The 24,014-nt window shown below is 37.7% G+C and carries 27 protein-coding genes; 26 read left to right on the forward strand and 1 reads right to left on the reverse strand.

Going from position 1 to position 24,014, the window contains the following annotated elements; all coding sequences use genetic code 11:
- Window positions 1-260 precede the first annotated feature (260 nt).
- The 12 genes from CA598_RS06305 (at window position 261) to CA598_RS06360 (ending at window position 11,793) form a co-directional block, all read left to right on the forward strand.
- Window positions 261-1,022: a MerR family transcriptional regulator gene (locus CA598_RS06305; protein ID WP_094875951.1), complete on the forward strand. Its 762-nt coding sequence runs from the start codon at window positions 261-263 to the stop codon at window positions 1,020-1,022.
- Entirely contained in the window at window positions 1,009-1,515 is a 507-nt protein-coding gene (locus CA598_RS06310; RefSeq protein WP_094875952.1) for a DUF6516 family protein, read from the forward strand. Before CA598_RS06305 ends, CA598_RS06310 begins: the two co-directional genes overlap by 14 nt.
- Window positions 1,516-2,003: 488 nt before the next feature.
- The gene (locus CA598_RS06315; RefSeq protein WP_094875953.1) at window positions 2,004-2,204 is read left to right on the forward strand and encodes a DUF2997 domain-containing protein; all 201 of its coding nucleotides are present in this window, start codon (window positions 2,004-2,006) and stop codon (window positions 2,202-2,204) included.
- A gap of 59 nt (window positions 2,205-2,263) precedes the next feature.
- Window positions 2,264-2,833 (forward strand): 4Fe-4S single cluster domain-containing protein, encoded by a 570-nt coding sequence (locus tag CA598_RS06320; RefSeq protein ID WP_094875954.1) that lies wholly within the window; start codon window positions 2,264-2,266, stop codon window positions 2,831-2,833.
- A 17-nt stretch (window positions 2,834-2,850) separates the two neighbouring features.
- A complete protein-coding gene (locus CA598_RS06325; protein WP_094875955.1) occupies window positions 2,851-3,672 on the forward strand; it encodes a hypothetical protein in 822 nt (273 codons plus the stop codon).
- Between the two features lie 99 nt (window positions 3,673-3,771).
- Window positions 3,772-4,464, forward strand: coding sequence for a hypothetical protein (locus CA598_RS06330; RefSeq protein WP_143812397.1), 693 nt, complete (start codon window positions 3,772-3,774; stop codon window positions 4,462-4,464).
- A gap of 86 nt (window positions 4,465-4,550) precedes the next feature.
- Window positions 4,551-4,778 (forward strand): hypothetical protein, encoded by a 228-nt coding sequence (locus CA598_RS06335; protein ID WP_094875957.1) that lies wholly within the window; start codon window positions 4,551-4,553, stop codon window positions 4,776-4,778.
- A 423-nt stretch (window positions 4,779-5,201) separates the two neighbouring features.
- Window positions 5,202-5,564: a hypothetical protein gene (locus tag CA598_RS06340; RefSeq protein ID WP_094875958.1), complete on the forward strand. Its 363-nt coding sequence runs from the start codon at window positions 5,202-5,204 to the stop codon at window positions 5,562-5,564.
- A 68-nt stretch (window positions 5,565-5,632) separates the two neighbouring features.
- Entirely contained in the window at window positions 5,633-6,061 is a 429-nt protein-coding gene (locus CA598_RS06345; protein WP_094875959.1) for a LysM peptidoglycan-binding domain-containing protein, read from the forward strand.
- A gap of 72 nt (window positions 6,062-6,133) precedes the next feature.
- Window positions 6,134-7,171: a DUF6094 domain-containing protein gene (locus CA598_RS06350; RefSeq protein WP_094875960.1), complete on the forward strand. Its 1,038-nt coding sequence runs from the start codon at window positions 6,134-6,136 to the stop codon at window positions 7,169-7,171.
- 87 nt (window positions 7,172-7,258) lie between these two features.
- Complete coding sequence (locus tag CA598_RS06355) at window positions 7,259-10,723, forward strand: hypothetical protein (protein WP_094875961.1); 3,465 nt, start codon at window positions 7,259-7,261, stop codon at window positions 10,721-10,723.
- Between the two features lie 185 nt (window positions 10,724-10,908).
- Window positions 10,909-11,793, forward strand: coding sequence for a hypothetical protein (locus CA598_RS06360; protein WP_094875962.1), 885 nt, complete (start codon window positions 10,909-10,911; stop codon window positions 11,791-11,793).
- Between the two features lie 158 nt (window positions 11,794-11,951).
- Here CA598_RS06360 and CA598_RS06365 read toward each other — a convergent pair whose 3' ends face one another.
- Window positions 11,952-12,308 carry a hypothetical protein gene (locus CA598_RS06365; RefSeq protein ID WP_094875963.1) on the reverse strand — a complete coding sequence of 119 codons (357 nt, stop codon included), beginning with the start codon at window positions 12,306-12,308 and terminating at the stop codon, window positions 11,952-11,954.
- 787 nt (window positions 12,309-13,095) lie between these two features.
- On the opposite strand from CA598_RS06365, the gene CA598_RS06370 reads away from it, so the two are divergent.
- From CA598_RS06370 to CA598_RS06435, 14 genes are all read left to right on the forward strand, one after another.
- Window positions 13,096-13,536 (forward strand): hypothetical protein, encoded by a 441-nt coding sequence (locus CA598_RS06370; RefSeq protein ID WP_094875964.1) that lies wholly within the window; start codon window positions 13,096-13,098, stop codon window positions 13,534-13,536.
- Between the two features lie 103 nt (window positions 13,537-13,639).
- On the forward strand, window positions 13,640-13,903 hold the full coding sequence (locus CA598_RS06375; RefSeq protein ID WP_094875965.1) for a hypothetical protein: 264 nt from the start codon (window positions 13,640-13,642) through the stop codon (window positions 13,901-13,903).
- A 144-nt stretch (window positions 13,904-14,047) separates the two neighbouring features.
- Complete coding sequence (locus CA598_RS06380) at window positions 14,048-14,374, forward strand: hypothetical protein (protein ID WP_094875966.1); 327 nt, start codon at window positions 14,048-14,050, stop codon at window positions 14,372-14,374.
- Window positions 14,375-14,848: 474 nt separating this feature from the next.
- Window positions 14,849-15,307, forward strand: coding sequence for a hypothetical protein (locus CA598_RS06385; RefSeq protein WP_094875967.1), 459 nt, complete (start codon window positions 14,849-14,851; stop codon window positions 15,305-15,307).
- Window positions 15,277-16,413, forward strand: coding sequence for a DNA polymerase III subunit beta (dnaN, locus tag CA598_RS06390; RefSeq protein ID WP_094875968.1), 1,137 nt, complete (start codon window positions 15,277-15,279; stop codon window positions 16,411-16,413). The genes CA598_RS06385 and dnaN overlap by 31 nt, the downstream gene beginning before the upstream one ends.
- Window positions 16,414-16,489: 76 nt before the next feature.
- Window positions 16,490-16,882 (forward strand): hypothetical protein, encoded by a 393-nt coding sequence (locus CA598_RS06395; protein ID WP_094875969.1) that lies wholly within the window; start codon window positions 16,490-16,492, stop codon window positions 16,880-16,882.
- Between the two features lie 98 nt (window positions 16,883-16,980).
- A complete protein-coding gene (locus CA598_RS06400) occupies window positions 16,981-17,457 on the forward strand; it encodes a hypothetical protein (RefSeq protein WP_143812398.1) in 477 nt (158 codons plus the stop codon).
- Window positions 17,426-18,184, forward strand: a complete 759-nt coding sequence (locus tag CA598_RS06405) for a hypothetical protein (protein WP_094875971.1) — start codon at window positions 17,426-17,428, stop codon at window positions 18,182-18,184. Before CA598_RS06400 ends, CA598_RS06405 begins: the two co-directional genes overlap by 32 nt.
- A 55-nt stretch (window positions 18,185-18,239) precedes the next feature.
- Window positions 18,240-19,334 carry a hypothetical protein gene (locus CA598_RS06410; RefSeq protein WP_094875972.1) on the forward strand — a complete coding sequence of 365 codons (1,095 nt, stop codon included), beginning with the start codon at window positions 18,240-18,242 and terminating at the stop codon, window positions 19,332-19,334.
- Window positions 19,331-20,176, forward strand: coding sequence for a ThiF family adenylyltransferase (locus tag CA598_RS06415; RefSeq protein WP_094875973.1), 846 nt, complete (start codon window positions 19,331-19,333; stop codon window positions 20,174-20,176). Before CA598_RS06410 ends, CA598_RS06415 begins: the two co-directional genes overlap by 4 nt.
- Before the next feature lie 201 nt (window positions 20,177-20,377).
- Window positions 20,378-21,205, forward strand: coding sequence for a hypothetical protein (locus CA598_RS06420; RefSeq protein ID WP_094875974.1), 828 nt, complete (start codon window positions 20,378-20,380; stop codon window positions 21,203-21,205).
- A gap of 76 nt (window positions 21,206-21,281) precedes the next feature.
- Window positions 21,282-22,148, forward strand: a complete 867-nt coding sequence (locus tag CA598_RS06425; RefSeq protein ID WP_094875975.1) for a hypothetical protein — start codon at window positions 21,282-21,284, stop codon at window positions 22,146-22,148.
- A 183-nt stretch (window positions 22,149-22,331) separates the two neighbouring features.
- Entirely contained in the window at window positions 22,332-23,252 is a 921-nt protein-coding gene (locus tag CA598_RS06430) for a DNA adenine methylase (RefSeq protein WP_256990376.1), read from the forward strand.
- 79 nt (window positions 23,253-23,331) lie between these two features.
- Complete coding sequence (locus tag CA598_RS06435; RefSeq protein ID WP_094875977.1) at window positions 23,332-23,703, forward strand: hypothetical protein; 372 nt, start codon at window positions 23,332-23,334, stop codon at window positions 23,701-23,703.
- Window positions 23,704-24,014: the final 311 nt, after the last annotated feature.

The following is a 24,014-nucleotide window of genomic DNA, read 5'->3' on the forward strand; positions in this document are numbered from 1 at the left end:
AACAAAACCTAAAAGTATTAAACAAATATCTGATCGCAACTGTTTATATATTATTACCTATACTCATAATGTTAATGGTGAAGTCTTAGAGTACTATGTTCACTAATTACCCAATTTGAATTATATTTTGTATTTTCTACATAAATCGGTAGGGATAAAAGTAAATATATAATTAGGGATATTTCATTATCTATAACTTAGCGATATTGCAATATCTCAAACAATACTTTAGAATGGAGGAATAAAAGGAGATGAATCTTATGAGTAAAGCTCTTTTCGATCTTACCCAGCAACAAATCAATATGGGATATGAAGAACGGAATGAAGGAATTATTGAAAAAGAAACAGAATTTCTCTTCAATATGATCTACAAGACGTTCTTGGTTGCCTTTTCAGATAAAGTAATTGGGATCAAAATGGATATGCAAGTGCTAAGTCTATCGCAAAACTATCTCTTCTCAGAGGAACATAAAGGAAATTTAATGAAGTGGCTTAATCGTTTCTCTCAAATGGAGCATCCCGCGTCAGATTTAGATTTTGGAAAACTCAAAATAGATTTTGAAATTTGGTATACGCAACTTGGCGGACAAAACATCGAATTTGTCTTCTCTAGTAACTATCTTTTGACAACGTCTCAAGCAGCAAAAGCATTAAATATTTCACAAGTCACAGTACAAAAATATATAAAGCAAGGCCTAGACTGTGTTAATACAGAAAAGCATCGGAAAATCCCAAAGTATGCTATAGAACTTCTGAAAGATCCTATTTATGGTTTACGCATGCAGATTCTTGCACAGGAAAAGAAGAAAGGTACTAAGTCAAAAGAGGAACGAGCAAAAGAAATTGCGCTAGAACTCATGGAACTTCAATTGAAATATAAAGCTAAAACGATTAAGGAAGCTTTTGCAGATTATGATGGTGATGAAATGGACGATCCTACCGACTACCATCGATGGTTAGACCTAGACGAAGAATTAGCTGAGATCATGAAACTCAGCGGAGGTATAAATGACGCTAAGTAGGCTAGAGCAATTAGCACAAAAAAAACTCTTACCAGCAGAGCTCATGGATATTACAGATCGATTCGGTCATTTACTGGAGACCTATTCTAATGTACCAGGAAACGAAGGCATATATGGTATTTACAAAAGAAATACAAATAAGTTAGATGTGCTTTTCCCATTAAAAGAACATCCGGTTCACGGTATTACGGGGTTACATGCATTAGAGTCTTATGATGACGCTGGTTATGTTAGAAGGTACACTTATAGTTGGAAAATTATCATTCCAAAGATGGGCGTGAGTTTGCACCATATATCCGCGTGGGGTAACGATCCCCACGATTCACCAGATACACCTGAAGAATTTAAAATAGTAACTGAACCTCATCACCATCATCATATTCCTGGTGATCGCAAACGAAGAAAAGAGAATTGGGATGTGCATACCCTAGAAGAGGCATTTGCTTTCGTAGCGCCTTATATACTTAGTGGTGCCGAATATAAAGGTTGCTAACTAGAATGACCGTCCTAATGGCGGTCTTTTTTTCTAGGGATAGCTATTATCGTTTTAACCAATTCATTTCCGCCCCGACTAAATTTGGGCTTTATTCCTTAATTCAAGCATGATAGAATGAGGTATATTCTTTACTTTTAATATCTTTCAGTGCTGTAACACCTGTGGACTCAAATTGTGAAGACAGGGATAATAACAGCTCGACGGACTCATTACCTGAAGGACTAGGTTGAGGAGAAAGATTAATGCTGTGTACAGGTCAAATCCGTGAGGACAGCTCAAGTGAAAAAGTTCAATGGCGCAGACAACACTGCTGTACCTATTAGATTGACTTTTTCTCAGTTGAACTTGCTAAACTAATTAAATGTTATCAATGCCCCTATTAGGGAATCCAAAGACTATTCCAAATCTGGAATAGTCTTTTTTTGTTGTTTATCGCTCTTTATAGCGATTCACATATAAAACTCAATCGAAGGGAGAATAACCACATGAATCTGAAAAAAACAATTGAATTTACATTCCCAGTAGACGGATCTATTCAAATCGAGGCAATTGGCTTTCAAGGGATTGGTTGTGAAGCTGCTACAAAAGGTTATGAAGAAGCTCTGGGAATGATGGTCAAGCGAGAAAAAAAAACAGAGTATCAAATGCAGTTAAAAAACAAAACTATCCAAAAAAATGGTCGTTAAAAAATCAAACTGGCGCAGCCTTTGCAGGCTGTGCCTTTATTATTAAGGAGGTATAAGGTATGAAAATCCATTCCATCACACCGTTCTCATCGGTCAACGGACCCGGAGAGCGCACTGTCATCCATTTTCAAGGCTGTCGGTTCCAGTGTCCTGGATGCTTTAACCCGGAAACCCATTCACTCGAGAGTGGAACAGAAATGACGTTAGAGGAGATCATCGATACCATTCCATTTAATATCGATGGAGTTACTATCAGTGGCGGTGAACCTTTTCTTCAGCAAAAGGATTTGTTCGAGCTAGTAGATCTATTATTTAAGCAAAATATACCAATCATTATCTTCAGCGGATATTACCGCAAAGAGATTGAAAAGCTGAAGTATGGTCATGAGATACTTTCCAAAATTGATGCTTTGATTGATGGTCGTTTTGAAGAAAATAGTATTTCTCACACCGGCTTACATGGCAGCGATAATCAAACGGTGCATTTGCTCTCAAATCGATACGCAATTGAAGATTTTCATATACGGGACATCGAGTTTATTTTCGATGAAACAGGAAAAGTTTCCATCACTGGATTTCCGAATGATGATCTTCTTAGCGCACTCGTTTCTAACAAAAATAACTCTTAATGATAGGGGAGTAGAAAATGAATAAATTCATTATGATTGATAAAGGTGATGACAGAGGAAAGACTCTTAAAGTCATAAGTGAGGATAGAGATTATTTGGTTTGTATAGATCAAGAAAACCCTACACAAACCCTCTTATATGAAAAAAGTAAATGTTTCTACATACCGGAATCGGACTTTAATTCATTACTGGCAGCAAAGCAGAAAAGCATTAAAGACTGGCAGCATGCTGTAGAAGAACTAATCGCTGACTTTGAAAAGGGAATTAAAATAATATTGCCAAATAACGATTATAACATCGAACTTGGGAGAGTTACCAAAGCGCGTGGACCTGGAGCATGTTTTAATTATGAATGGTTTAGCGACGGTGATTCTTCATTCGCATTCAATACCTCAGTTCCTCTTAATGTGTGTAGCGAAACTGGAGTAGAAGTATATCTAAAATGCTGGTTTGCAGTGGATAATGATATACATGTTTTTCACTTTGTGGCCACAGATGAAGATGTAGGGAGTAAAAATTATTTTCTACTCACATACGAAGAGGAGTATCACGCTCGGACAACAGAATGGGTAGTCAAAGAAAGTAACACTAAAAACCCGAGGTTAACTTTCAATAAAGCAATAACGGCTTACTATGAAAATCAGAAAAATAAGGAATTGAGAATTGCAATTTACTACGGAAATCGTTTCGAAAGATATACAACTTTCGAAGAACTTCTAGAAGAATCTTATGACAAAGATAAAGCGCAAATGATTATATCTGACCTAAAAAGAACTGGAGTCTGTGCACGTCCAATTAAAGGGAGTATTGAAGCAGTTTATTATAAAATAGTTCCTTAAGGCTTCTTAGGCTAGGACAGATAGGACAGCGTGTACATCCGCTTTGGGGTCTGCAGGTTTAATGCTGATTAAAAATCAAATCACGATATGAGAGGATAGATGAAAATGATAAATTATGGGGAAAAAACTGCTATTGAAAGTTCCTGCTGGGGTAAAAACTGGAAACCTGTTCAATTCCCTTTTGGTATGGATGCTAAATTTGAAGTTTTGGTCGATCATAACGGACAAACCATACAAGAATATTTTTCTGACTATCGACAATTGGGATTGCCTCAAATAAGTTCTGAATATCAAATGATCCAAGGTCTAGTTCCAGAAAAAATTTATAAAGGTGATAGAACCGGGGAATCTCTCATGGAGAACTTAATCATTTTTAAAATCAGCAATGACCAATGGTGGTGTCTTTCTACTTACGAAAATTCTTTGGGAACAAAATTCCAAAAAGAAATGATTAACTATCTTGGTAGTGAACAAGTCAATAAGTATAATACTCTCCTGGAGGAACTGAAAGAGAGTTATGTAAATCGAACTCTAGGAGACATAATTAAATATTCTACTAATTCACTGCTAGCAACTAGAAGCAGTTACCTCTCCCTTAATAGACAAGTTGCTGGATTCTATGTTTCTGAGCAGTCTGATGACAGAGATGTTTTATTTGTAAAATTCGGTAACAGTGAAAGATTGACAACATTTCCGTTGAAGAAATCAAATTTATCAAATGAAAACAGAAGAATGTTAATCGATACCAAGGCTAAAAGTAATCTCTTTTGGAGGCTAGTATCTGCGTGTTAAAACATACTATTCTATCTAAATAAAGCGTTGTAAAATAATAACTTCATTCTCAGCGGATTATAATAATCAGAAGAGCGAGGTACAGCATGCTTAAATTACACGATTGGATTTTGTTGCGCGCGATGTTTGACATCGAAATGTCCGATGGAATATTGGAAAAAAATGAGAAAAAAATTCGACAGCATATAAATGATAAATACTCCTATGAAATGAATAATGGTTTCTTTGAGGACGAACCTATTAATACTGATCGGTTACACATTGATCATAACAAAGATATTAATAATGAGGAATTGATTGACCGCTTACTCTAGCAATACATTATTGTTGTATAGAAGCATTGTATCAGTTAAAATAATACCATAATCTAAATTTCCTCTCATGCAATTACGATCTGAGTTATGCACGTATATTACGAAGATAACCTTAGTAGATCGCAAAGCGGATAATCTCTAATATTAGAGTTTAGATGCATGTGGAGATTCGTGGACATCTATGGCTGAAAAGCTATTACTGGTGATGACGTGAGTTATAAGTATTTCTTTTTTGGCGATGTGTCATAAACTGATGCTTTTGCTTTTATAAAAGAAATATTTTGGTTTTTCTGAAATGGAAGAAAAAAATTTAAGATAACCCATTAGGGATACAAAAGAGACTAATTTGAGCTGATTTTATTCAGACATTTTAGTCTCTTTTTTTTGTCTATAAGAATCAAAAACCAATAGGAGGGTACTCAAATGTTAAAACTAGTAGATGAATTTCAAGCGACACTGACAAAAGACCTTACGGCATCACAGGTAGTAGATATGTATCAAGGACAAAAGTTCACCCTACACAAAATGCACCGTGAAGCAGGAGAAAATGTCCTTATTAAAAAATTCGTTGATAGTGATACTAATCATGATGTTTTTATTATCCCATCTGGAAAGGTACGATTTGAGGGTATTCCTGGAATGGATCCGGAAACATGGAGACCTTCTCCAAGAGGTGAAATTAACATCGGAACCGACTGTTTTCAAAAGAAGGGATCAAGAAGGAGGATAATAGATTTACTTCTTGATGGATGGGGAAATAAAACCGTGAATACAGCGGATATTTAAAGGAGCAAAGACGAATAATTGTCTTTGCTCTTTTCTTATTTTAAAAAATCTAAGGAGGATAAAATCTTATGAAAAAAAATCTCATAATGTTCTGTATTGCTCATGCTGCCCTGTTTTTAATTGGAATTCTGGAAAATGCCATTCACTTCTTTAAACGCGCCAAGGGGCATCCTAAGCTCAAGGCACAAGTGGCTGCATTTTCGTTCCTTTCACTTTTTTTGTTTGGAGGGGGATTTCCGTTTCTACAGGATATCTTGAACAAAGAACAAACCGTCATAAAGTATGACAACTATGTAGTAGAAAGAGGAGACTCTTTATTCTCTATTGCTAAAGATTATTACACTGGTGACCTGCGTAAAGGTGTTAGCTGGATTCGAAAAGTGAACAATATGGAAAGAAGTGTTATTTACGCTGGTGAAATCCTCCGGATTCCATATGAAGTTGTGATCTCCAATCAAACAGTTAGCGCAGGAGAACAACAAAAACAAGCTGATTAAAAACTTATTAAATTAAAAAAGAAGGAGGGTGTTTCCAACACCTTCTTTTTTGATTTCAAGGAGGAAAAACCAATGGCAAGACTGGAGAGCGAAGCGAAAGGCGGGTTTTATCCCACTCCCCCTGATGAAATGGAGTTTATTTTAAAGCGGATTATTGGGGAAGATGGGGCGACATTATCAATATTTGACCCCTGTGCCGGTAAAGGAAATGTAGTGAAACAGATCAAACAACATCTAGAAAAGAAAGATTGTCTACCGATTACTTATGGTATTGAAATTGAAAAAACCAGAGCACGGGAAGCGGTTAACCAAGTAGATCATATGTTGGCTTGTGGCTATGAGGATGCACGTATTTCTCATAACGCCTTCAGCTTCCTATACCTCAATCCACCGTTTATGGAAATACACGGAGAGAGAGCAGAGAAGCGTTTCTTCCGTGATCTCACAGAGCCCGATGGTTATCTTTCAGTAGGCTCTTTGGTAGTTTTAAATATTCCGCAGTATGTTTTAGCTGATGTAGCAAGGCTAATAGCCACTCGCCTTGAACAGGTCCGAGTATACAGGTTTACGAACAAGAATTATGATGATTATCATCAAGTGATCGTATATGGGTACAGGAGAGCTTCTGGGCAAGGCCGAGATGAACAATTGCAGGAGTATCTTGAAAACCTATCAAAGCGAAGCCAGGCATCATTGAATGCCTTGGATTATCCGGACTGGGACGAAGTCAGCTATATGATTCCGGCACAAGAGAAACCAGTAGAGATCTTTACTTCAACGATTGTTGAACCGGAAGATATTATCAAATCCGAAGTTGAAATAGGGTTCTTGGATAAAGTATTTGCTCAGGTCGAAGATGTCCGACTCCAAAACGGAGCTATGCGACAGCCGGCTATGCCGCTAAAAATCACTCATCAGGTTCAGGCTATTCAGTCTGGCGCCCTCCCTGAACACATGGGGGGTCACCTGCTTGTAGCTAAAGACGAGTCCGTCCATACCGAGCGCTTAGAAACTGATCCGGACAACGGTAAGCAGCGTTTAGTTGAGACTTACGTACGAAAGTCCGTAATTCGTACCTTTGGACCTGAAGGTCATCTCGATTTGAAGTAATACTTCAATCGGCAGAACAAACATAATCTTAAAGGAGGGAAGCCCGATACAACTAGGGGTTCCCCCCTTTTTGCTTCGGGCGAAAAAATGGAACAAATACTAAATCTGATAAAATCTCGTCTTGAAAGACCTTCTACCGCCTTCTCACGACTTAATGCCACTGTAGCAGAGTTGGGGATTGATGAAATACGAACATTTCTTACTGATCAAACCATGGATAGATGGAATAGAATAAAAGTTCTCAAAATTGGGCGATATACAATTGAGGAGCTGCTTGAACTGAAAAATGGTACGGCTGAAATGCCGGATACAGAAACATTTAAAGATATACTTCAATTTAGCCTTAGTAACATACAAATCATATCGGTCGAATCTGAAGGTCGGACATTTGAAGCTTATGTAAAGCTGATTATGCTAGATCCAGATGGAATTACCATTCGCGGTCTTTCCTTGGGTGGAAATTTGACGTCATGCCGTGCTATACATGCTTCCATATATAACAATCGAGAGGTTTATGTCACGGATTTGTTAAATGGAACCGTAAAAGAATATCGGTCCAATTTTCATTACCGTCGGATTGAGGAAGTACAAGGGAAAGTTTGCCATACCTTTCTGCTTCCACGGAATGCGATTGTACAGGAATACAATTATGAATGCATGAATGCAGACGTAAGCAATAGAGCACACCCTGATCGTATACTGATCAGCCGTGGTGACGATATCACTGAAGTAGCTGGACAATTCTTAGCACAAAAATATAGCTTGCCTCGCACATCGGATTGGGCAAACCTATACCTCTCCCTTCTGCCGGCAGATAAATGGTGTGAGTTGGAACTAATCAAAACCGATATGGTTGGCGAATCAGGAAATCTTCGTGCGATTATAATCAGATCGATGCAAGAAAGTGAAGTATTAGAGGTTATCAATGCTGCCATAATCAAAGGTGATTTGAACGTGTTTTCGGAAATTGGTGAAGCAGCTGTATTAACTGAGGGGATGACCACCGAGGACTATCTCCGCGTTAATGCGGAAATCATCACAAAGAAAATTGATACCTATCTCAAACCACTATATGATGGCCATACCTATGCACAATTTCTTGGGATGACAAATCGGGTTTGCCTACCTGCCCAAGCAAGATCAGTGATGGGAGTATTAACCGTATTGAAGTTCTTGAACTCCTGTTTCCTTGTGGGGGATATGGGTTCAGGAAAAACTCAGATGTCACTATCGGCAATTTTCGCGATTTTAAGAAGACGAATGGAGAGCGGTGCTCCAGATGGAATATCTGTTCTCATCACAGCCCCAGCCATTACTATCCCCAAATGGGCTACCTCTGAAATCCCAAAAATTTTAGGTAGTCAAAAAATTATTACCACTATCATTAATTCAACAGAAGATGCTCTTAGATATGTGGCGAAAGTGAAAGGGTATAACCCGAATACAAGTGAACGTACACCGTACAAAGTTCCCAAGGGTTACATTCATTTTGTATTAGTTTCAACTGACCGAATGAAACTAGCAGCTAATAAATTCATTCTTGCTGCACATTGGGATCATATTAAACAGGTTTGGCGTTGCCCAGACTGTCATCAGCCATTAAGATGTCCAAAAGCCAAAGCGAATGAATCAGACCTTTTAGCGACCTGGAGTGATGGTGTCGAGTCTCCGATTTATCCTCCTTCTAAAGAACAAATGAAAACAGCTCGCAAAAGTAAGCTAATAGATGTCAATAATTTACCCCGAAACTTTGTCAAAAGGTACACTGATCATATCCGCTCGTTTGAATGTTCTTGCCACCTTAAAAAAACGAAAAAAAATTATTTGAAAGAAAAGTCAAAAGATGAAAAGGTAGAACGTAAGCGTCATGCCACACTGGTAAGACCAGCACTCAAATCACGTGGAGAAGACCGTAACAAGCCTCGGTGGATGATCGCGGAAATCTTTCAGCGACATCTGCGAAATCATTTTCAAGTGGGTATATTTGATGAAATTCAGCAAATGAAGGCATCAGATAGCGGCCGCGGTATGTCTTTCCACAAAATCATGTGGTCCTGTAGGAAATCTCTGTTTTTAACAGGAACGCTTACAAACGGAACCTCTTCTTCAATTCAGTCGACGCTTTGGCGATCCGATCCTCAACCATTGATTGATGAAGGTTTTAACCACAAAACGAGCAAAGAACAATGGGCTAAGAAATATGGTGTACTGGAAAGTATCACTTATATGGATGATAAGGCCGCAGGTGTCTTAGGACGTTCAAGTAATAGAGTAACTGAAAGAGTTATTATAAAAGAAAAAGCGGGTATCGCTCCTCAGCTGGTCGCACGACATCTTCTTCATAAATCCATCTTTCTTGAACTTGCTGACCTGAATATTCCTCTTGTACAGCTTAAGGAGGAACCGGTCATTGTTCCGCTTGATCCAGAGCATCAAGATGCATATCGTAAGTTTCATGACGAATTGGAAGCTGTCTGTAAAGATCTGCAACCAATTTTAAAATCTAAAGCATGGTCGCAGTTCAATCCAGCAACTTTAAATTATGCTTCTCAGCCTCAACGTGAAGTAGAAGTAAACTTCTATGATGATGAAGGAGATCTATTGCATTCAGTGAAAGCACCTAAATTTCCGGCAGAATATCTAACTGCAACAGAAAGAAGACTTATTGAGGACGTAAAAGCTGATCTAAGCGAAAATAGAGGGAGCATTATTTTCACTCACTATACCGGTATTTACGGAACAAACCAAAGAATTCAGAGAATCCTGGCTAATGAAGGAGTTCAAGCTGAAATTCTCGATGTCAAAACAACTAGCAGTCTTGGACGTTTTGAATGGTTAGAGAAACAGCGGGAAATAGGAACGAAAGTTTTGATTATGAATCAGACGTTAGTTCAGGTTGGATTGGATTTACTTGAGTATCCTTCTCTGAATTTCTGGCAACTGAATGATGATATTAACGTTGTGAGACAAGCCAGCAGGCGCGCATGGCGTATAGGCCAACCTCGTGAATGCAAGGTTCGCTATTACGTGAGTGCAGATACTCAGCAAATGAAACAGTTCCAAAGATTGATGTCGCGTAGAATTAGTGCACTTCTGGTCGAAGGTCGGATTGAGCGCTCAGACCGTATTGCTCAGTACGCACAAGAATCAGCTTCAGGCTTAACCAGAGAACTTGCAAGCAGCCTTTCTGCTGCAGAATTAACGGAAACTTGGAAGTCAGCTGCCGAAAGAGATATGGACATGAATTTAACGATCGTAAGCGAAACTGAATACAAACAATCAATTAGCGAAGCTTTCGAACGACTGACAGCTGAAACTAAGAGATTATGTGGTTATGTAGAGAAAGATGAAATTGATCAGGTAATATCTTTCACAGCTGAGGAGACTCAATCTACAAAATCACATCCAAGACCTTTAACTTCGCCGCAAACCAAACACTTATATGGAGAATTAGATTTGTTCTCTTTTAATTATGAAATAGAAGTCGTCAAAACCAAAAAACGCGGTAGTAATGAAATTATTAGTAAAGAACAAATTGCGTTTAATTTCTAATCTAGACAAAAATCCTCCTCCGCTTATAGCCAAGGGGGATTTTCACCATCTTAGAAAGCACCTAGTTGAGGTAATATACACGCATTTCAGAAATGACTGTACGTTGTTGATGAGGTAAGAGTGCGTACTATAATTTACCTGATCTTTTGTTCTTGAAAAATATTAGTGATGGAGGAGAATAATTGATGGAAAAACAAGCCTTATCTTCCCTAGTTCCCGAAGGAGCTGCGATGATTATGGAGCAACTCTATCTATCAGGAGTATATCAGAATCATAAGCGAACCAACGAGAAAATTGAGCAAATCAAGGGTGCGGTAAAAAGTCTTTTTTATGAGGATGAAAAACGCCGGGACTGGAGTCAATTTGGTGTAGTGGCTAAGTATATTCCATCACCTAGATATGAGGTTGACGAATTACGATTGAAAGAGTACTTATGTGATTTATCGATATTTGTACCGTCAGCCAAAATAAATTGCAATAAACTTAAAAAAGATCGTCCAGACATCATTAAACAGTTAGAACCCTTTGCAAATCCAGTTGATTGCTACGTCAAAATGAGTCCTAATGTAAACGGAAGAGTAAATACTCCAGATATGGGATACTCAGGGCTTTATGAAGAAGCTCTAATTCAACAATGGATGTGTGAAAAAAACAAGCTGGACCGTACTTCCAAAGTAATGGATAAAGCTAAAGAAAAACAACTCTGCTGTCCTATAATAGCAAGAGAGAAGAAACTGAGCTGTAATTATGGATCTGTCAGTTTGTATGAAAAGGATTATACCTATGATGTTCCCGCTATTTATCGAGAATTAGGTATGGATTTTTTGTTCGAATTTGCCTCCGTAAATATAGGAACATTGTATGAGAAATTTGTGCCTAAAGGTTTCATCTCACCTAAAGAGATCAGTCATTTCCGTAAAGTAGTAGGTGTGGATTTGAAATTCATGATGCTAGAAAAAAGCGCTGAAGATCGATTTCTTGGTATGCTGCAGGACCGAATTATGCAAGCAGCTGAAAAGACACGTTCACTTAAAGAAATGGAACAAATTTTCTTTCGGGCAGTAGGATAAGCGGTGAGGTAAAACATAGGCGTTCACGAACCAGAGAAGAATGACCGTGAACCGCAAATTATTATGAAGTTCAACATCAAAAACAGTCCCATGTATCTACATCGGGACTGTTTTTTTATTTTTCTATTCTATTAATAAGAATTTGACTCACTATTTATTCAAGAAATACAACACATCGAGGTGAACAATTTTTTGAAAAAAGTTTCAATATCCTCTATTGTAGTAGTATCTGTTGGTAAGTATTCTACATTAAATCTATCCCCGCTCGGTAAAATGAGCTGCGCATCTGGCGTATACGAAATTCGCACTTTTTCTTCAGTTTCCACAGAGGCAAAAGATTTTTTCATCTTATTCCAATGAGCACCTAAGCTTTGATCATATTTTGTTATAATAATCTGATATCTATATTCTCCTTCAGAAAATACTTTGTACCAAGCTCTGTCAAAAATCTCGCTAAAATTTGTTGCTTTTGATTCTATATATCCAGCGTCCAAGATGATTTCATCACTTAACATTTGTTGATCATCCTTTCGAATGTTCTATAATCTATTCATAAATAATACCTGAGACTGAGTGATAGTTCCATTAATATCGGCAATTCGAGTTACATATTATTATTCTCATTCTCCAATTTAACCATTTCACTATATAAATCCCCCAGGATAATATGTTTTTGAATCAGCACTATCGTAACACGGCTATTAAAAATGAAAAGCTCATAAAAGAAAATAGAATTTCGTTAAAAAACTGAACAGCACAATCATCCTAATCAATCAAATTATTTATTCTTTATTTCTTCTTCCTATGAAGGTATAATAATCACATATATTAATTCATTTCTTCTTTTAAGCTCACCTAATCTATGTACACATTTGTGATGATAGGGTAAGGGTAAGCAGTGGACAATTGTAAATCAATTGGAAAAAAGGAGAATGCTGTGTACACCAATTTTTATTTGATTAGGTGAAGACAGCATGATTATTCATTTGGTCCTCGAGCAGGCTAAGCCCCGAGATATCATTGAAGTATTGGTTTGATTTTTCGTTATTTCGTAAGTTTAAAATTTAAAATACGGTATAAGACCGAGACCAAACACATTTAATGCCTATGGCGGAATGTGTTTTTTTGTTGCCCATAAATCCCATTACACCGCGCTTGCTACTCTAAAAAGAGCGTAAGCAGTATACAAAATAAATAAAAAGATTACCTCTAAGTGAGGGAAATCAATTATCAAAAAGCATGACTTTATCTAAAGTCATGTTTTTTTTGATATAAAAAAACTTTAAAAGGAGGTGAAAAACCATGATTTCGATGGCGATTATCACAAAATGCTTTATGCAACTTATACTCCCTTTTGTATCGGGCGCTATTGCGTGTTGGTTACAATACCTGCATGTGCTAAAAGATGACTGTTTTACGGGCTTTTCCAGAGTTAAGCGTGATGGAAAAACATACTACTCATTAGGCTACTGGAAGGCCCTAATTACTGGAGGTTTTGTTGGAGTAATCGGGGTTCACTTGATACTTCCCATCGAGGCCTTTACCTTTTCTAAGGTACTGATCACGAGTGCACTTACGGGTATTAGCGGTATTAGCTTTTTGGTGCAGAATGCCATGATGAAACACAAGGATTCAGCAGCCAAAAGCGAAGCAAAAGCAAAAATTGTCAGTGAACTCAATGCTGCTCTACTACAACCTATTGAAGAACCTACAAAGGAAACCGAGCAGTCTCAAGACGGTTAGTAAACTTGCATATCCTAAGGATGTGTCTAAAAAAATATGTAGCCTTGTTCCTCAATTCGGGGGACAAGTTCTATATATTACATAACCTCTGGAGGTGAGAAAAATGCCAGGAGAAAAAGGAAGAACAGTGTTGGATTTACTATCCAAATCTGAACGAGAGCTTATTCTGAATTTACAAACACAGATCATCGAATCAGGGGACACACATCAAGTAAAGGGATATAGTGAACAAATTCAAAATATTATCCAACGAACAGTTACTTTTGTTTCACATTTAAAGCCGTCGAAAGTAGAGGCACCTATGAACATCAATCAAGTGGGTATGGAACGTATATCTTTGATTGAATACCAGACAACTATTTTATGAGGGATCGGTACCCTTAAACCGGCTTATCAGGAAAACGCTGCGGATTTATCCGCGGCGTTTTTCTCCGCTTATTCACTTGACATTTTCCTAACCTGGTATAACGTGATGGTTAAAGGATATAGTCAATGAATAAGGAGTGATATTATGGTATCCCGTGCAATTAGCAAAGAGGACAAGGAACGGATACACTGGCTGCAGGAACAGATATTAGAAGCTGAAGATCCGAATACAATGGAATATCTGTTGCAGGAGGTATTACTAATTATTAAACGCTATCATCAGGCTCCGACTGTAAAGCCTGTGCTCATGGTATTGAGCCCACAAGAACGGCACCAGATTCTTCAGCTGCAAACAGACATTCTTAATAGCACGAGCATAAACGACATGAATAGAATGCAACAAGAAATTCATGAAATTATTGAAAAAGCGAAGCTTGCTAAAAGGAAGGATGCTACAGAGGAAAAAAATTAATTTGATACTTTCTTTTTATCTCTAAAACCGATAAAATAAAAGTATGAATTAATAAATGATTTTTCTTCAAGTCTTGTATTTCGTTATGTACACCACTGTGACGATAACTGAAATAATACTTGACGACGGACTGTGATACACAGGATGAAGAGATTTAGTTGTGAACACTTGCCAGTGGCACAGTGAGGACAACGTATTGATCTAGGTTAGGATTTAAAATGGATCGTTTCATTACGAACATTGAAATGCTCACCTGTATCGTATTGTCGACCTTATATTGAAAAAAATGATAAATTCCATATGGAAGTCTAAAGCATCTGATAATCGCATTTAGCGATCCTTCAGGTGCTTTTTTTAATTTCAAAAGATTCCTTTAGGGAAAAATTCAACCCCGTTCATTCGCAAAAAAGCGATGCACGGGGTTTTTTTATATAACAAAAAAGTCAAAAGCCGTCGAAAGGATGGTCCTCACTTATGTTACAAAAAAGATTTGAAATCCTAGTTATCTGGTGGAAGACAATAACCAGTTGGATCATTCAGCGGAAAGCTCAAGCGATTTATAAACTGGTTGGAACCGACTGGTATTTAATCGACTGTATGATGAGCGTTTGTGCGGCCAAATACGACATCCCAAAGAATAAACTTAGTTATGAAGGAGTGTCCATGGATCGTGGCAGATTGGTCTATGTGACCCAGATTCGATTGGATTTGAATTGGAGAAGGCGTACGTATTATTTCATTACTTTCTCCGAAATCATTCAATTCCTTGGCATCCAGCACACCTTTAAGAAGTACATTGAAGCTGTAAAAACAAAGTTACAACGAAAGAGGCATTACGCGAGTGATCGCTGGCATGCCTTTAAGTTTTCAAAAAAACAAAAATCCAAAGGGGTCGATGAACCATGCAAATTACAATTGCAACAAAAGAATTGAACGAAGCTTTGAGTAAAGTATCAAAAACCTTACCGTCCAACAGCTCCAGACCAGTCCTTGACTTGATCAAAGTCTGTACAACCGATAGTAGCGTCGTTTTGACCACCTGTAACGGTGAATTCATGACGGAGTACAGTATTAGCGACGAAAGCGGAAGCGTCCTTACTATCGAGAAGAATGGTTCTGTGCTTATTCCAGCAATTTTAATAGAAATGGTGAAGAAACTTGGTACCGGTGTAAAAATTAGTGTAAACAACGGAAACCAAATTAAAATTACATCGGTTGATACAAAAATCAAATCAGTATTCGAATTAATGGGTATGGAAACTGATGAGTATCCCCAGACGCCAAAGCTTAAGGGAAAGCCTATTCTTACAATCAAGGGAAATGAACTCGTAGCTTTAATCAACAATACGAAATTTGCAGCCTCTACAGCGGAAGCTACTCCTGTTTTGAACGGCATTAATATGAATATCGTTGAAGGAGTCCTAACGTTTAATGCAACGGATCGCCATCGACTTGCACGATCTGCTATAGCTGTTGATACCAAGGAAGAGTTGGGCAACGGCCGTAATGTTCCAGCCAAGGCATTCGACGCTTTATCGAAGATTATTCATGAAGATGAAGAGTACTCGTTGTTCCTTCAGGATAACTTTTTTATGGTTACGAGTAAGCAGTTGAAATATAAGGCAACTTTGATTGAGGGTGTATATCCCGATTTATCACGGATTGTTCCGCCAATTGAAAATTCTAAGGCCACCTTTAAAGCGCATCGTGTTGAATTGATAAATGCACTGGAACGTGTAAACATCATGAAAGAAAAAACCCCAACCATGCTACTTTCTCTTCAGGAAAGTGGAAGTCTTGTTCTGGAAACTGATAGTAGTGGTATTGGAAAGGTCCATGAAGAAATATTTATTGCGGATCAGGAAGGTGAAGCACTAAAGATGTCACTAAACACCGATTACGTTCTCAAAGCTCTAAAAGCGATCAATACTACAATGATTGAGATTCATTTAACAGGGGAAATGAGTCCATTTGTCATTTACCCTGAGAACAACAAATTAGATCTTCAATTAATTTTACCGTACCGACGTACGGTGTGATGAAGATTCAAGTAAAGGAGAAGGCATAGCCTTCTCTTTTTCATTTAATAAAAAGTGTTAGGAGGCTATTTTTCTAATGGACAATAGACCAAAGTTTAATCATCAACGGTTTCTAAAAAACTTAATGGAAAAAGCACAGCAACCTCCTCCAATGTTGCAGACTGCAGGGGTTTATTACATTATTGAGGCTTTTTTTAATGGTGATACTGACGCCGCTGAAATCAATTTTGAAAGTTTTACATTACAAGACGTTCAAAACTGTTTTGAAATCGCTGATTCATTATTCTCAGAAGAAGATGATGATTATTATTCATACGGGACTGAAAATGATTTTATTCAAGATAAGCTTGGAAAATTTAAAAGGAACTGGGTCAACCCCATTTATCAATTCTTAGATGTAATTGAAAAAAGCGGTGTTCTTCTCAAGTTAGAAAATAAAATATTCAGTCCCACTGATGATTTTATTTAACCAATTAGTAAGGAAGGAAGTGTCTTATGCCTACGTTCTACGATTCGGGAATTCGTCTCCTGAAAACATCCTTTGATAATCTTCGAATGATGAAACTCATGGATGATCTTGGGTACTCAGGCAGTCAATTAGGACAATGGGGAATATTCAATGAACATGAGGAAACAATGACCTTTTCAATTTTTGAGGAGTGTCTTCATCTGTTATTCCCAGGAAGTGAGATTGAATACTCTGAGAATCAAAACGAAAGTGGAATGTACAATTTTGACTTTGTTATTGAAAATCCAGATTTTTGCCGGATAAAACAACAACTCAACTTTGAACAAGTGGAAAAGAGATATTCCCGCTTCATAGAAATGGGCGATGATTATTCAGCAGCTGCATGTTCTGTTCTATGGAGAGAAGAAGAGGTGCTGGTCATTCGATTTGATGACTGGCCGGATTACATGAGCTTTTACCTGGAATTATTGGTGCCAGCTTCCGAATTGACGGAAAAACTGATTTCTATATCCAAAAAGAAAGAAAAAAAGGAGCAAATCGAAGATGAGCAACTATCAAATCTCCTGGTCGGATGAGGCCCAAAAAGCTGATACTCATGTACATGTCCTTGTCTCTTCAAACGAAGGGACTGAATTACTCAATAGTGAAATGACTTTTGGTCATTTCTTTGAAACTATGATGGATGCCGAAGTTTATGAAGCAAGAGATCAAACCGTCATAGGTATGAGAAAAGAAACGAAGAAGATCGTCGGATTTAGACGAGAGAGAAACAGCCAGCTTCGGGTGGAGACACCGATTATGAACAATAACTGGATAAAGCATATTTACAAAAAAGACAAAGACGAACACTTAGTGGTATGTGAGCTCTCCAAGAAAAATTGGGATATGTACTATCATCAAACCTTCTTGGAGGCAGTAGGGCATCCACGGATGATTTTCGCCTATAGAATCTCTAATGGAGGATATATTGATAAAATTAACATTTTCTCGATTAAAGGCACTCGGCAAATCAAAGGCGATACAATGCTCTATAAGTATCCCTATGCCAATGTCACGATCGGAGGAAGTGTTTGTATGGGTAACAATAACCTTCCTAATATCAAGAATCTCAGTCAATGTTCTACGCTGCATAATATGTTTTTCGGCTCACCGAGTTCGGATTGCTATTTTGGAGATGGAAGAAATGATTCCGGAATTACGGAACTGAGAGAGTTGTACACGAAAATGCAACATTCAGAATTCCCTGAAGACTGGCTTATCTCTGAAGGGATGACATTCGAAAAATTTCTAAAGCGCTTCTAAAAAAATGCTGAACACTACGAAATGATAGATTTAAAAATTCAAGGAGGACAATACAATGACACAAGATCAAAGAACACAGATGGATATTTTCGACTTTGCTCCTGAAATAAAACCAGTAGGATTGGAAAAACCACAAGTTCCAGCAAAAACTACTACTAAACCAATCAAGACAGCAAAAGCTGTACAGCAGGACAAATCAGAATCGTTTGAAGTTAATGCTGAAACCCGCATTAAATATGACGGCACACTGACCCCCATTACAGAATATTTTAGCGCTACTGAAATTTCTGAGGGGATTGTTGACAAAGATGGAGAAGAGGGAAAGTTGCGCAAAATTACTGGCAATGATTTACGACTTCGAATGATGGATGAATGTGGTGAAATGAGCGAAGAGGAATACTGTACGATGGTCTTATTTAAAGGGCCCAACCTTGTGGTACCTACTATCCATGCCAAAAAGCGGGGAGCTGTATTAACCAGATTCACTGGTATCTATGCTTCTTTGGAGGAGGCCAGTAAGGACGGCCGCCGTAATATGTACATTCCGTCCGCTGATGGATGTGTATATCATATTCGTCAAAGTGAGTTTTTCTCTGTTAGCCAAAAAGCAAAAATTGTACCTGACACAAGGCAAATTGTAGAAGGTGTGAAAATCACCCTTCCCAGAAAAATTGACTGGTCTTTCCTTTGCCGATTTATCAGCGCATCAAAATTCTTTGCTGAAACATATCACGTCGAGCTATATGGGGAGATTTATTGGAATTATAATTCTCGTGAATACTTGTTAGTGTTTCCACAACAAGTAGCATCTTTAGAGAATGTAACTCCGCTTGAAGATGATAGTATCATCCCAGCTATTGAGGAATGGGTTAAAGTAGTGGAGATTCATTCACATCATTACTGGGAAGCTAACCCCTCCAAACAAGACGATGAGAGTGAGACAGCCAGCTGCCTATACGTCATCGTTGGGACGGTAAATAACCTGATGCCAGATATCACATGTAGAATACATGTAGATGGGAAATTTTTTGGAGTAAATCCAGCTGAGATTTTCGAATCGCCTTATGATAATAAATATTCCGAGGACTTTTCTTGGCTTCTTAATAAAGTAACGATCCAGGACACTCCGCAAAAGGAGGAGGTCCTGTGATCTCACTTCCTACAGAGTATCCCCCATTTTTCTACATCGTTCAGCTTGGGTCTGGAGGAAATGGTTCGTACATCCTGCAGCAGGTCGTCCAGATGATGAATATTTTTAATGTGGCCGGATGTTACACGATAGCTGATCCAGATACGGTAGAATCCAAGAATCTTGGCAACCAATTATTTATTCCCAAAGACGTGGGGTTCAAAAAGGCAGAAGTGCTGGCTAAGCGTTATTCTGGGCACTATCAAATTCCTATTCGTTCATATACGAGAGAATTTGTACAAGATGAAACGATGTTACGTCAACTCTTTTCTTATCGGGATTATCTTGCTCTCGGACGAAGAAGCTTTATTCCGATCTTGATTTCCGCGGTAGATAATAATTTCACACGTCAAATGATGCACCGTTATTTCGAATCAGAAGATAACCTCATCTATCTAGATGTTGGAATCGAGGGAGCTAAAGTGCCACAAGACGGACGTAGTCGCGAGAATTGGACTGCTCAAGAAGAAGAGAATTATCGGAAATCCGGATGGGTAGGACAGGTTGTCTGTGGAGTAAGATGGAAAGGTGAGACCTTACTACCTCCAGTTGCTGAAGTCTTTCCTGATGTACTGGAAGACGATGATCCTATTGCGCCATCAGCAACTGCATGTTCAGAGATTGTTGTGAGCGAGCCTCAGCGCCTTCTTACTAACAAATTCGCAGCGCTTGAAGTTGTGTCCTTTTTTAATGAAATCTTCAGTGAAAATAGGATCAGCAATCATATGTCCTATATTACACTTCAGAGCAAAGTGAAAGTACGAACCATTCAGGCTAGTGCTGATGTGACACTTCCAATTTAATTAAATATTTTTAATCGGAATTTGTGATGAGATTTTAAATTATCAACAATTTACGCAAATCTGATAGTCAAAATTTATGAATCAATAAATTTTCATCAAACAGCGGACTGAGTAATAAATCAGTCCGCTGTTTTTATTGGCGCTTATATACGTAAACGATTCTCATGATTCTAAGAATTTTATCTAAGGAGTCGATAATGAATGATTAACTACTTAACGGAAGTTGCAAGAAGCTATAATGACGAGCAAATTACTCTTATTTGTGAAGAGATAGACCGCTCTAATCATTATGATCAAAAGACTCATTTATATGGTCTTCTTTCACAGCTGCCTAGAACTAAGGAATCTGGAAACGTGATGAAAAAGGTCTTTTGGGATATGTATTTTCATCGTAATACTCAAACATTTATCATCGATCAAGGCTGGTTTGTTAAGAAAAATAAAAAAGGAAATGAGAGTCATGATGACTTCTTTCAGGAATGGTTCAATCATCAAATTTTGACTCCTTTCCTGTTACAAGATGAACTTGCTTACGATCATGAAATACGAGTAGGAAACGATGGAACTCTTTTTGATGCATTCATGTGGAAAAACTCGTTAGTTCATATACTGGATTGTCATACTAATGTGTTCGGAGATAAATACACTGTGATTGTAGTGCCAACATCAGAAATAGGAGTTCTTCTTCTCCAGAAGGTTTCAAGAAAACTATCATCATTACCTGCCTTTTACTCAATTTTGGCTGATATACCCTATTGGGTAGGTGATAGATGCTTGCTTATTCCCCAAGAACCATTAATAAAGCAAGGCGTGCAGCCAAAACCTAATTTAAGCCAGACAGAACCCGCTCCTGAGTCCGAAAATATAAAATGGGTCCTTCATTGTAGCTGTAACGACGAAAATGCTAGAAGTGCTATTAAACGACTAAGTGATGATGATCTTAGGTATTGTTTAGAAAAAGAGACACGAAAAACAGGAATTCGAAATTTATTAAAGGAAGCTCGTAGCCGAAATTTCATCGATATTTAAGTTATTGAGGCACTATTGCTTCATTCGATTTATGCTTTTTTAACAAATCCGACTGAAGGTTAAAGGAGAGAGGTTTATGGAATATAAAAATGAAAATTTTGATGCAGCTGGTTGGAAGGTTAGCAGCAAATGTGGTGTTACTAAAGCTCAAATACTCAAAACATTAGAGTGGCTACCTGAAGATGAAGAGTTGATATCATTTCAAGTTGATCGAAATCAATCTTTAGTTGTTGGTTTTATCACTTGTGCAGCTGGCGAACAAGGCGAGCTGGAGATTAGAACTTTATTAGAAGATATCTGTGAAGATTGTTCTAAGGAAAGAGAAGACAGGGTCTATACTACAATTTCTGGTCTTCAGATATTTGTTGACTGCGATAGTGATTCTAATATTGTGCCTTCTTTGGTTACTTGTCAGGCAGAGGGCTGTGTAGACGGCCAAGTAGACGGAGAACAATGTGATCTCTGTGCAGGCACGAGTTTAGTAAGTGAGGGGGAACCTGGTTCAGAGTCATATGATCTTATGAATGAAATCAGTATCGATGAATCTGGAATCTTTGATGTAAATCATAAGGATTTTTTATTTGAGGGACTAGGAGTACTGATGGTTAGTACTGATGAAAGAACCTTAAAACATATCATAAGAGCGATTGGTACGAAAAATATAAAAAATAATCTTCAGCTTCTATGGAGTGGTTTTTTTCGGGTGTATTCAAACTATTATCCGGAGGAAACAGCTCGTTCCATCTTCAATACAATGACTGATAAATTAGGTTTAGGATCAGTAGTAATACATGTTACTTGTAAATGTGATGCCTGCGGGCATCGGTTTCATATAAATGAAACTGAAGAATTTGAAGGAATCGTAAATGGAGAAGATTTTGATGGACAAGTTTGTATCCCTTGCTATGAACAATTAAAAACCGGCACATATGATAACAAATAATTACGGCAGGGCTTTTGCAAACTAAAAATAACTAAGGGCACAGTTAACTAAACATTAACTGTGCTCGTTTTCTTTTATAAATCGCGTGTTAAGATTTCACGTATAAGAAAATAAATCAAGTAGGTGACTCTAATGTATCTTTGTAGGTTTTGCTCCGCTGAACAAGACGAATCTGAGTTGGAGATGGATGCTCAACATAAGGGTTATTGGTGCGTTTATTGCGACGGATATACTTACCTAAATAATACAGATAATGTTCATCGTTTTATATTAGTAATGGAGGAAAAAAAGACGCAAACTCATCGGCCGCCACCACTTAAACATAAATTCAGATCTCAACTAAGCTTGCTTCGGTACCCCGGTTCTAAAGGAAAGGTAATAGCATCACTTTCAGAATTAATTGTACAAAAGCATACGAAGCGTTTAGTATCCCCTTATACAGGTGGAGGAAGTGTAGAATTAGCTTTGCTAGCTGCCGGAATGGTGAAAGAATTACACCTGAATGACTATGATTTCGGTGTATATTCTTTGTTTTATCTGATTAAAAACAATCCTCATCCATTAATTCATTGGATAGCAAATTTCACACCCACTCATGATAAATTTTTTGAAGCCCGAAAAATAATTAAGGATAAATACAAAGACCAAGATTTGTTCGGAGCTGCTCTTTCTTTATTGGTAGTGAACCGGCTTGCCTTTTCAGGTATATATAAGGCTAATCCACTTGGTGGGCGTAACGGGGATCAGAATTCTTTGTTATCTCGCTGGAATCCACTTAACTTAATCGAAAGAATTAAGTTTATTCACCAAATGAGCAAAAACATCACGATTACTAATGACGATGCCTGTGAAGTCATTGAAGAAGCCTATTGGGAAAATCGAACGACACTTTATATTGATCCGCCCTATGTAAAGGCAGGTAAAGATCTGTATTTGCATTACTACGATAAAAGAGACCATATCCGGTTAAATGTGTTATTAGAATCTCTTTATCACGGAATGCCTGGAGCTGATATTGTACTGACATATGATGATGATCCTCTCATCACGGAACTTTACCAGTATCCGGAGATCTTTAAGCTCGCCCGGCGATATTCTATATAAACATCTATCTAAAGATTAGAACAGGCTATGTCGATACATAAAGTAGGTTTTTATTGGCATACAAATTGGAGGCTAAATAGTGAGAAAAAAAGTAACTATCCCAGCTGCAGATCTTTTGAAGGAGGTGGGGTCAAATAATGCCCTAGTTGATGTTTATCTGCATCCTCACGAAAACAAGATCATTATTGTGGAGAAGAAAGAAATCACATTTTCTAATCTGAGAAGGATTATGAGTACTACAAATTTAATAGCTGATGTTGAATTGGATGCAGAAAAAAAGAATTTGATTGTCGAAACCGAAAAAGAGATCCGGTTAGGTGATTCAGACCAATTTATACTTTCTGAAAATGAAGTAAGTTATATCGGTGTAGGACAGAGCAGTAAAACGAATAGAGCGAGAGAAAATTCACTCCGTTTAAAAGCTATAAATAAACACTCTCAGTCAGAATAACAAGACGACTTTAAGCTTGGTAAGGTACTTCAATATTCTGAAAAACTTTTGAAGTTTTGTATATAATCGAGTACAATAATACTATATCCATTATTTATCCTAACCTAGTCAGATAAAAAGCCATGTACATTTAAATATGATGATGGCAGGCAATTAATCAGACAGCGGACCGTGAAAACGGGTATGGTTAAGGAAGAGCTTATACGACCGTAAAGATATTATTTACAGTAGTCGAAATTGCTAGTGTATTTCAGTAAGTCAATGGCAAGGAAGTAATCTATCTGGCCCCAGACTATTGATCTGAATTACAG

This window comes from Paenibacillus sp. VTT E-133291 (assembly GCF_002264395.1).
In the GTDB taxonomy this organism is placed as follows: Bacteria; Bacillota; Bacilli; order Paenibacillales; family Paenibacillaceae; genus Paenibacillus_AQ; species Paenibacillus_AQ nitricinens.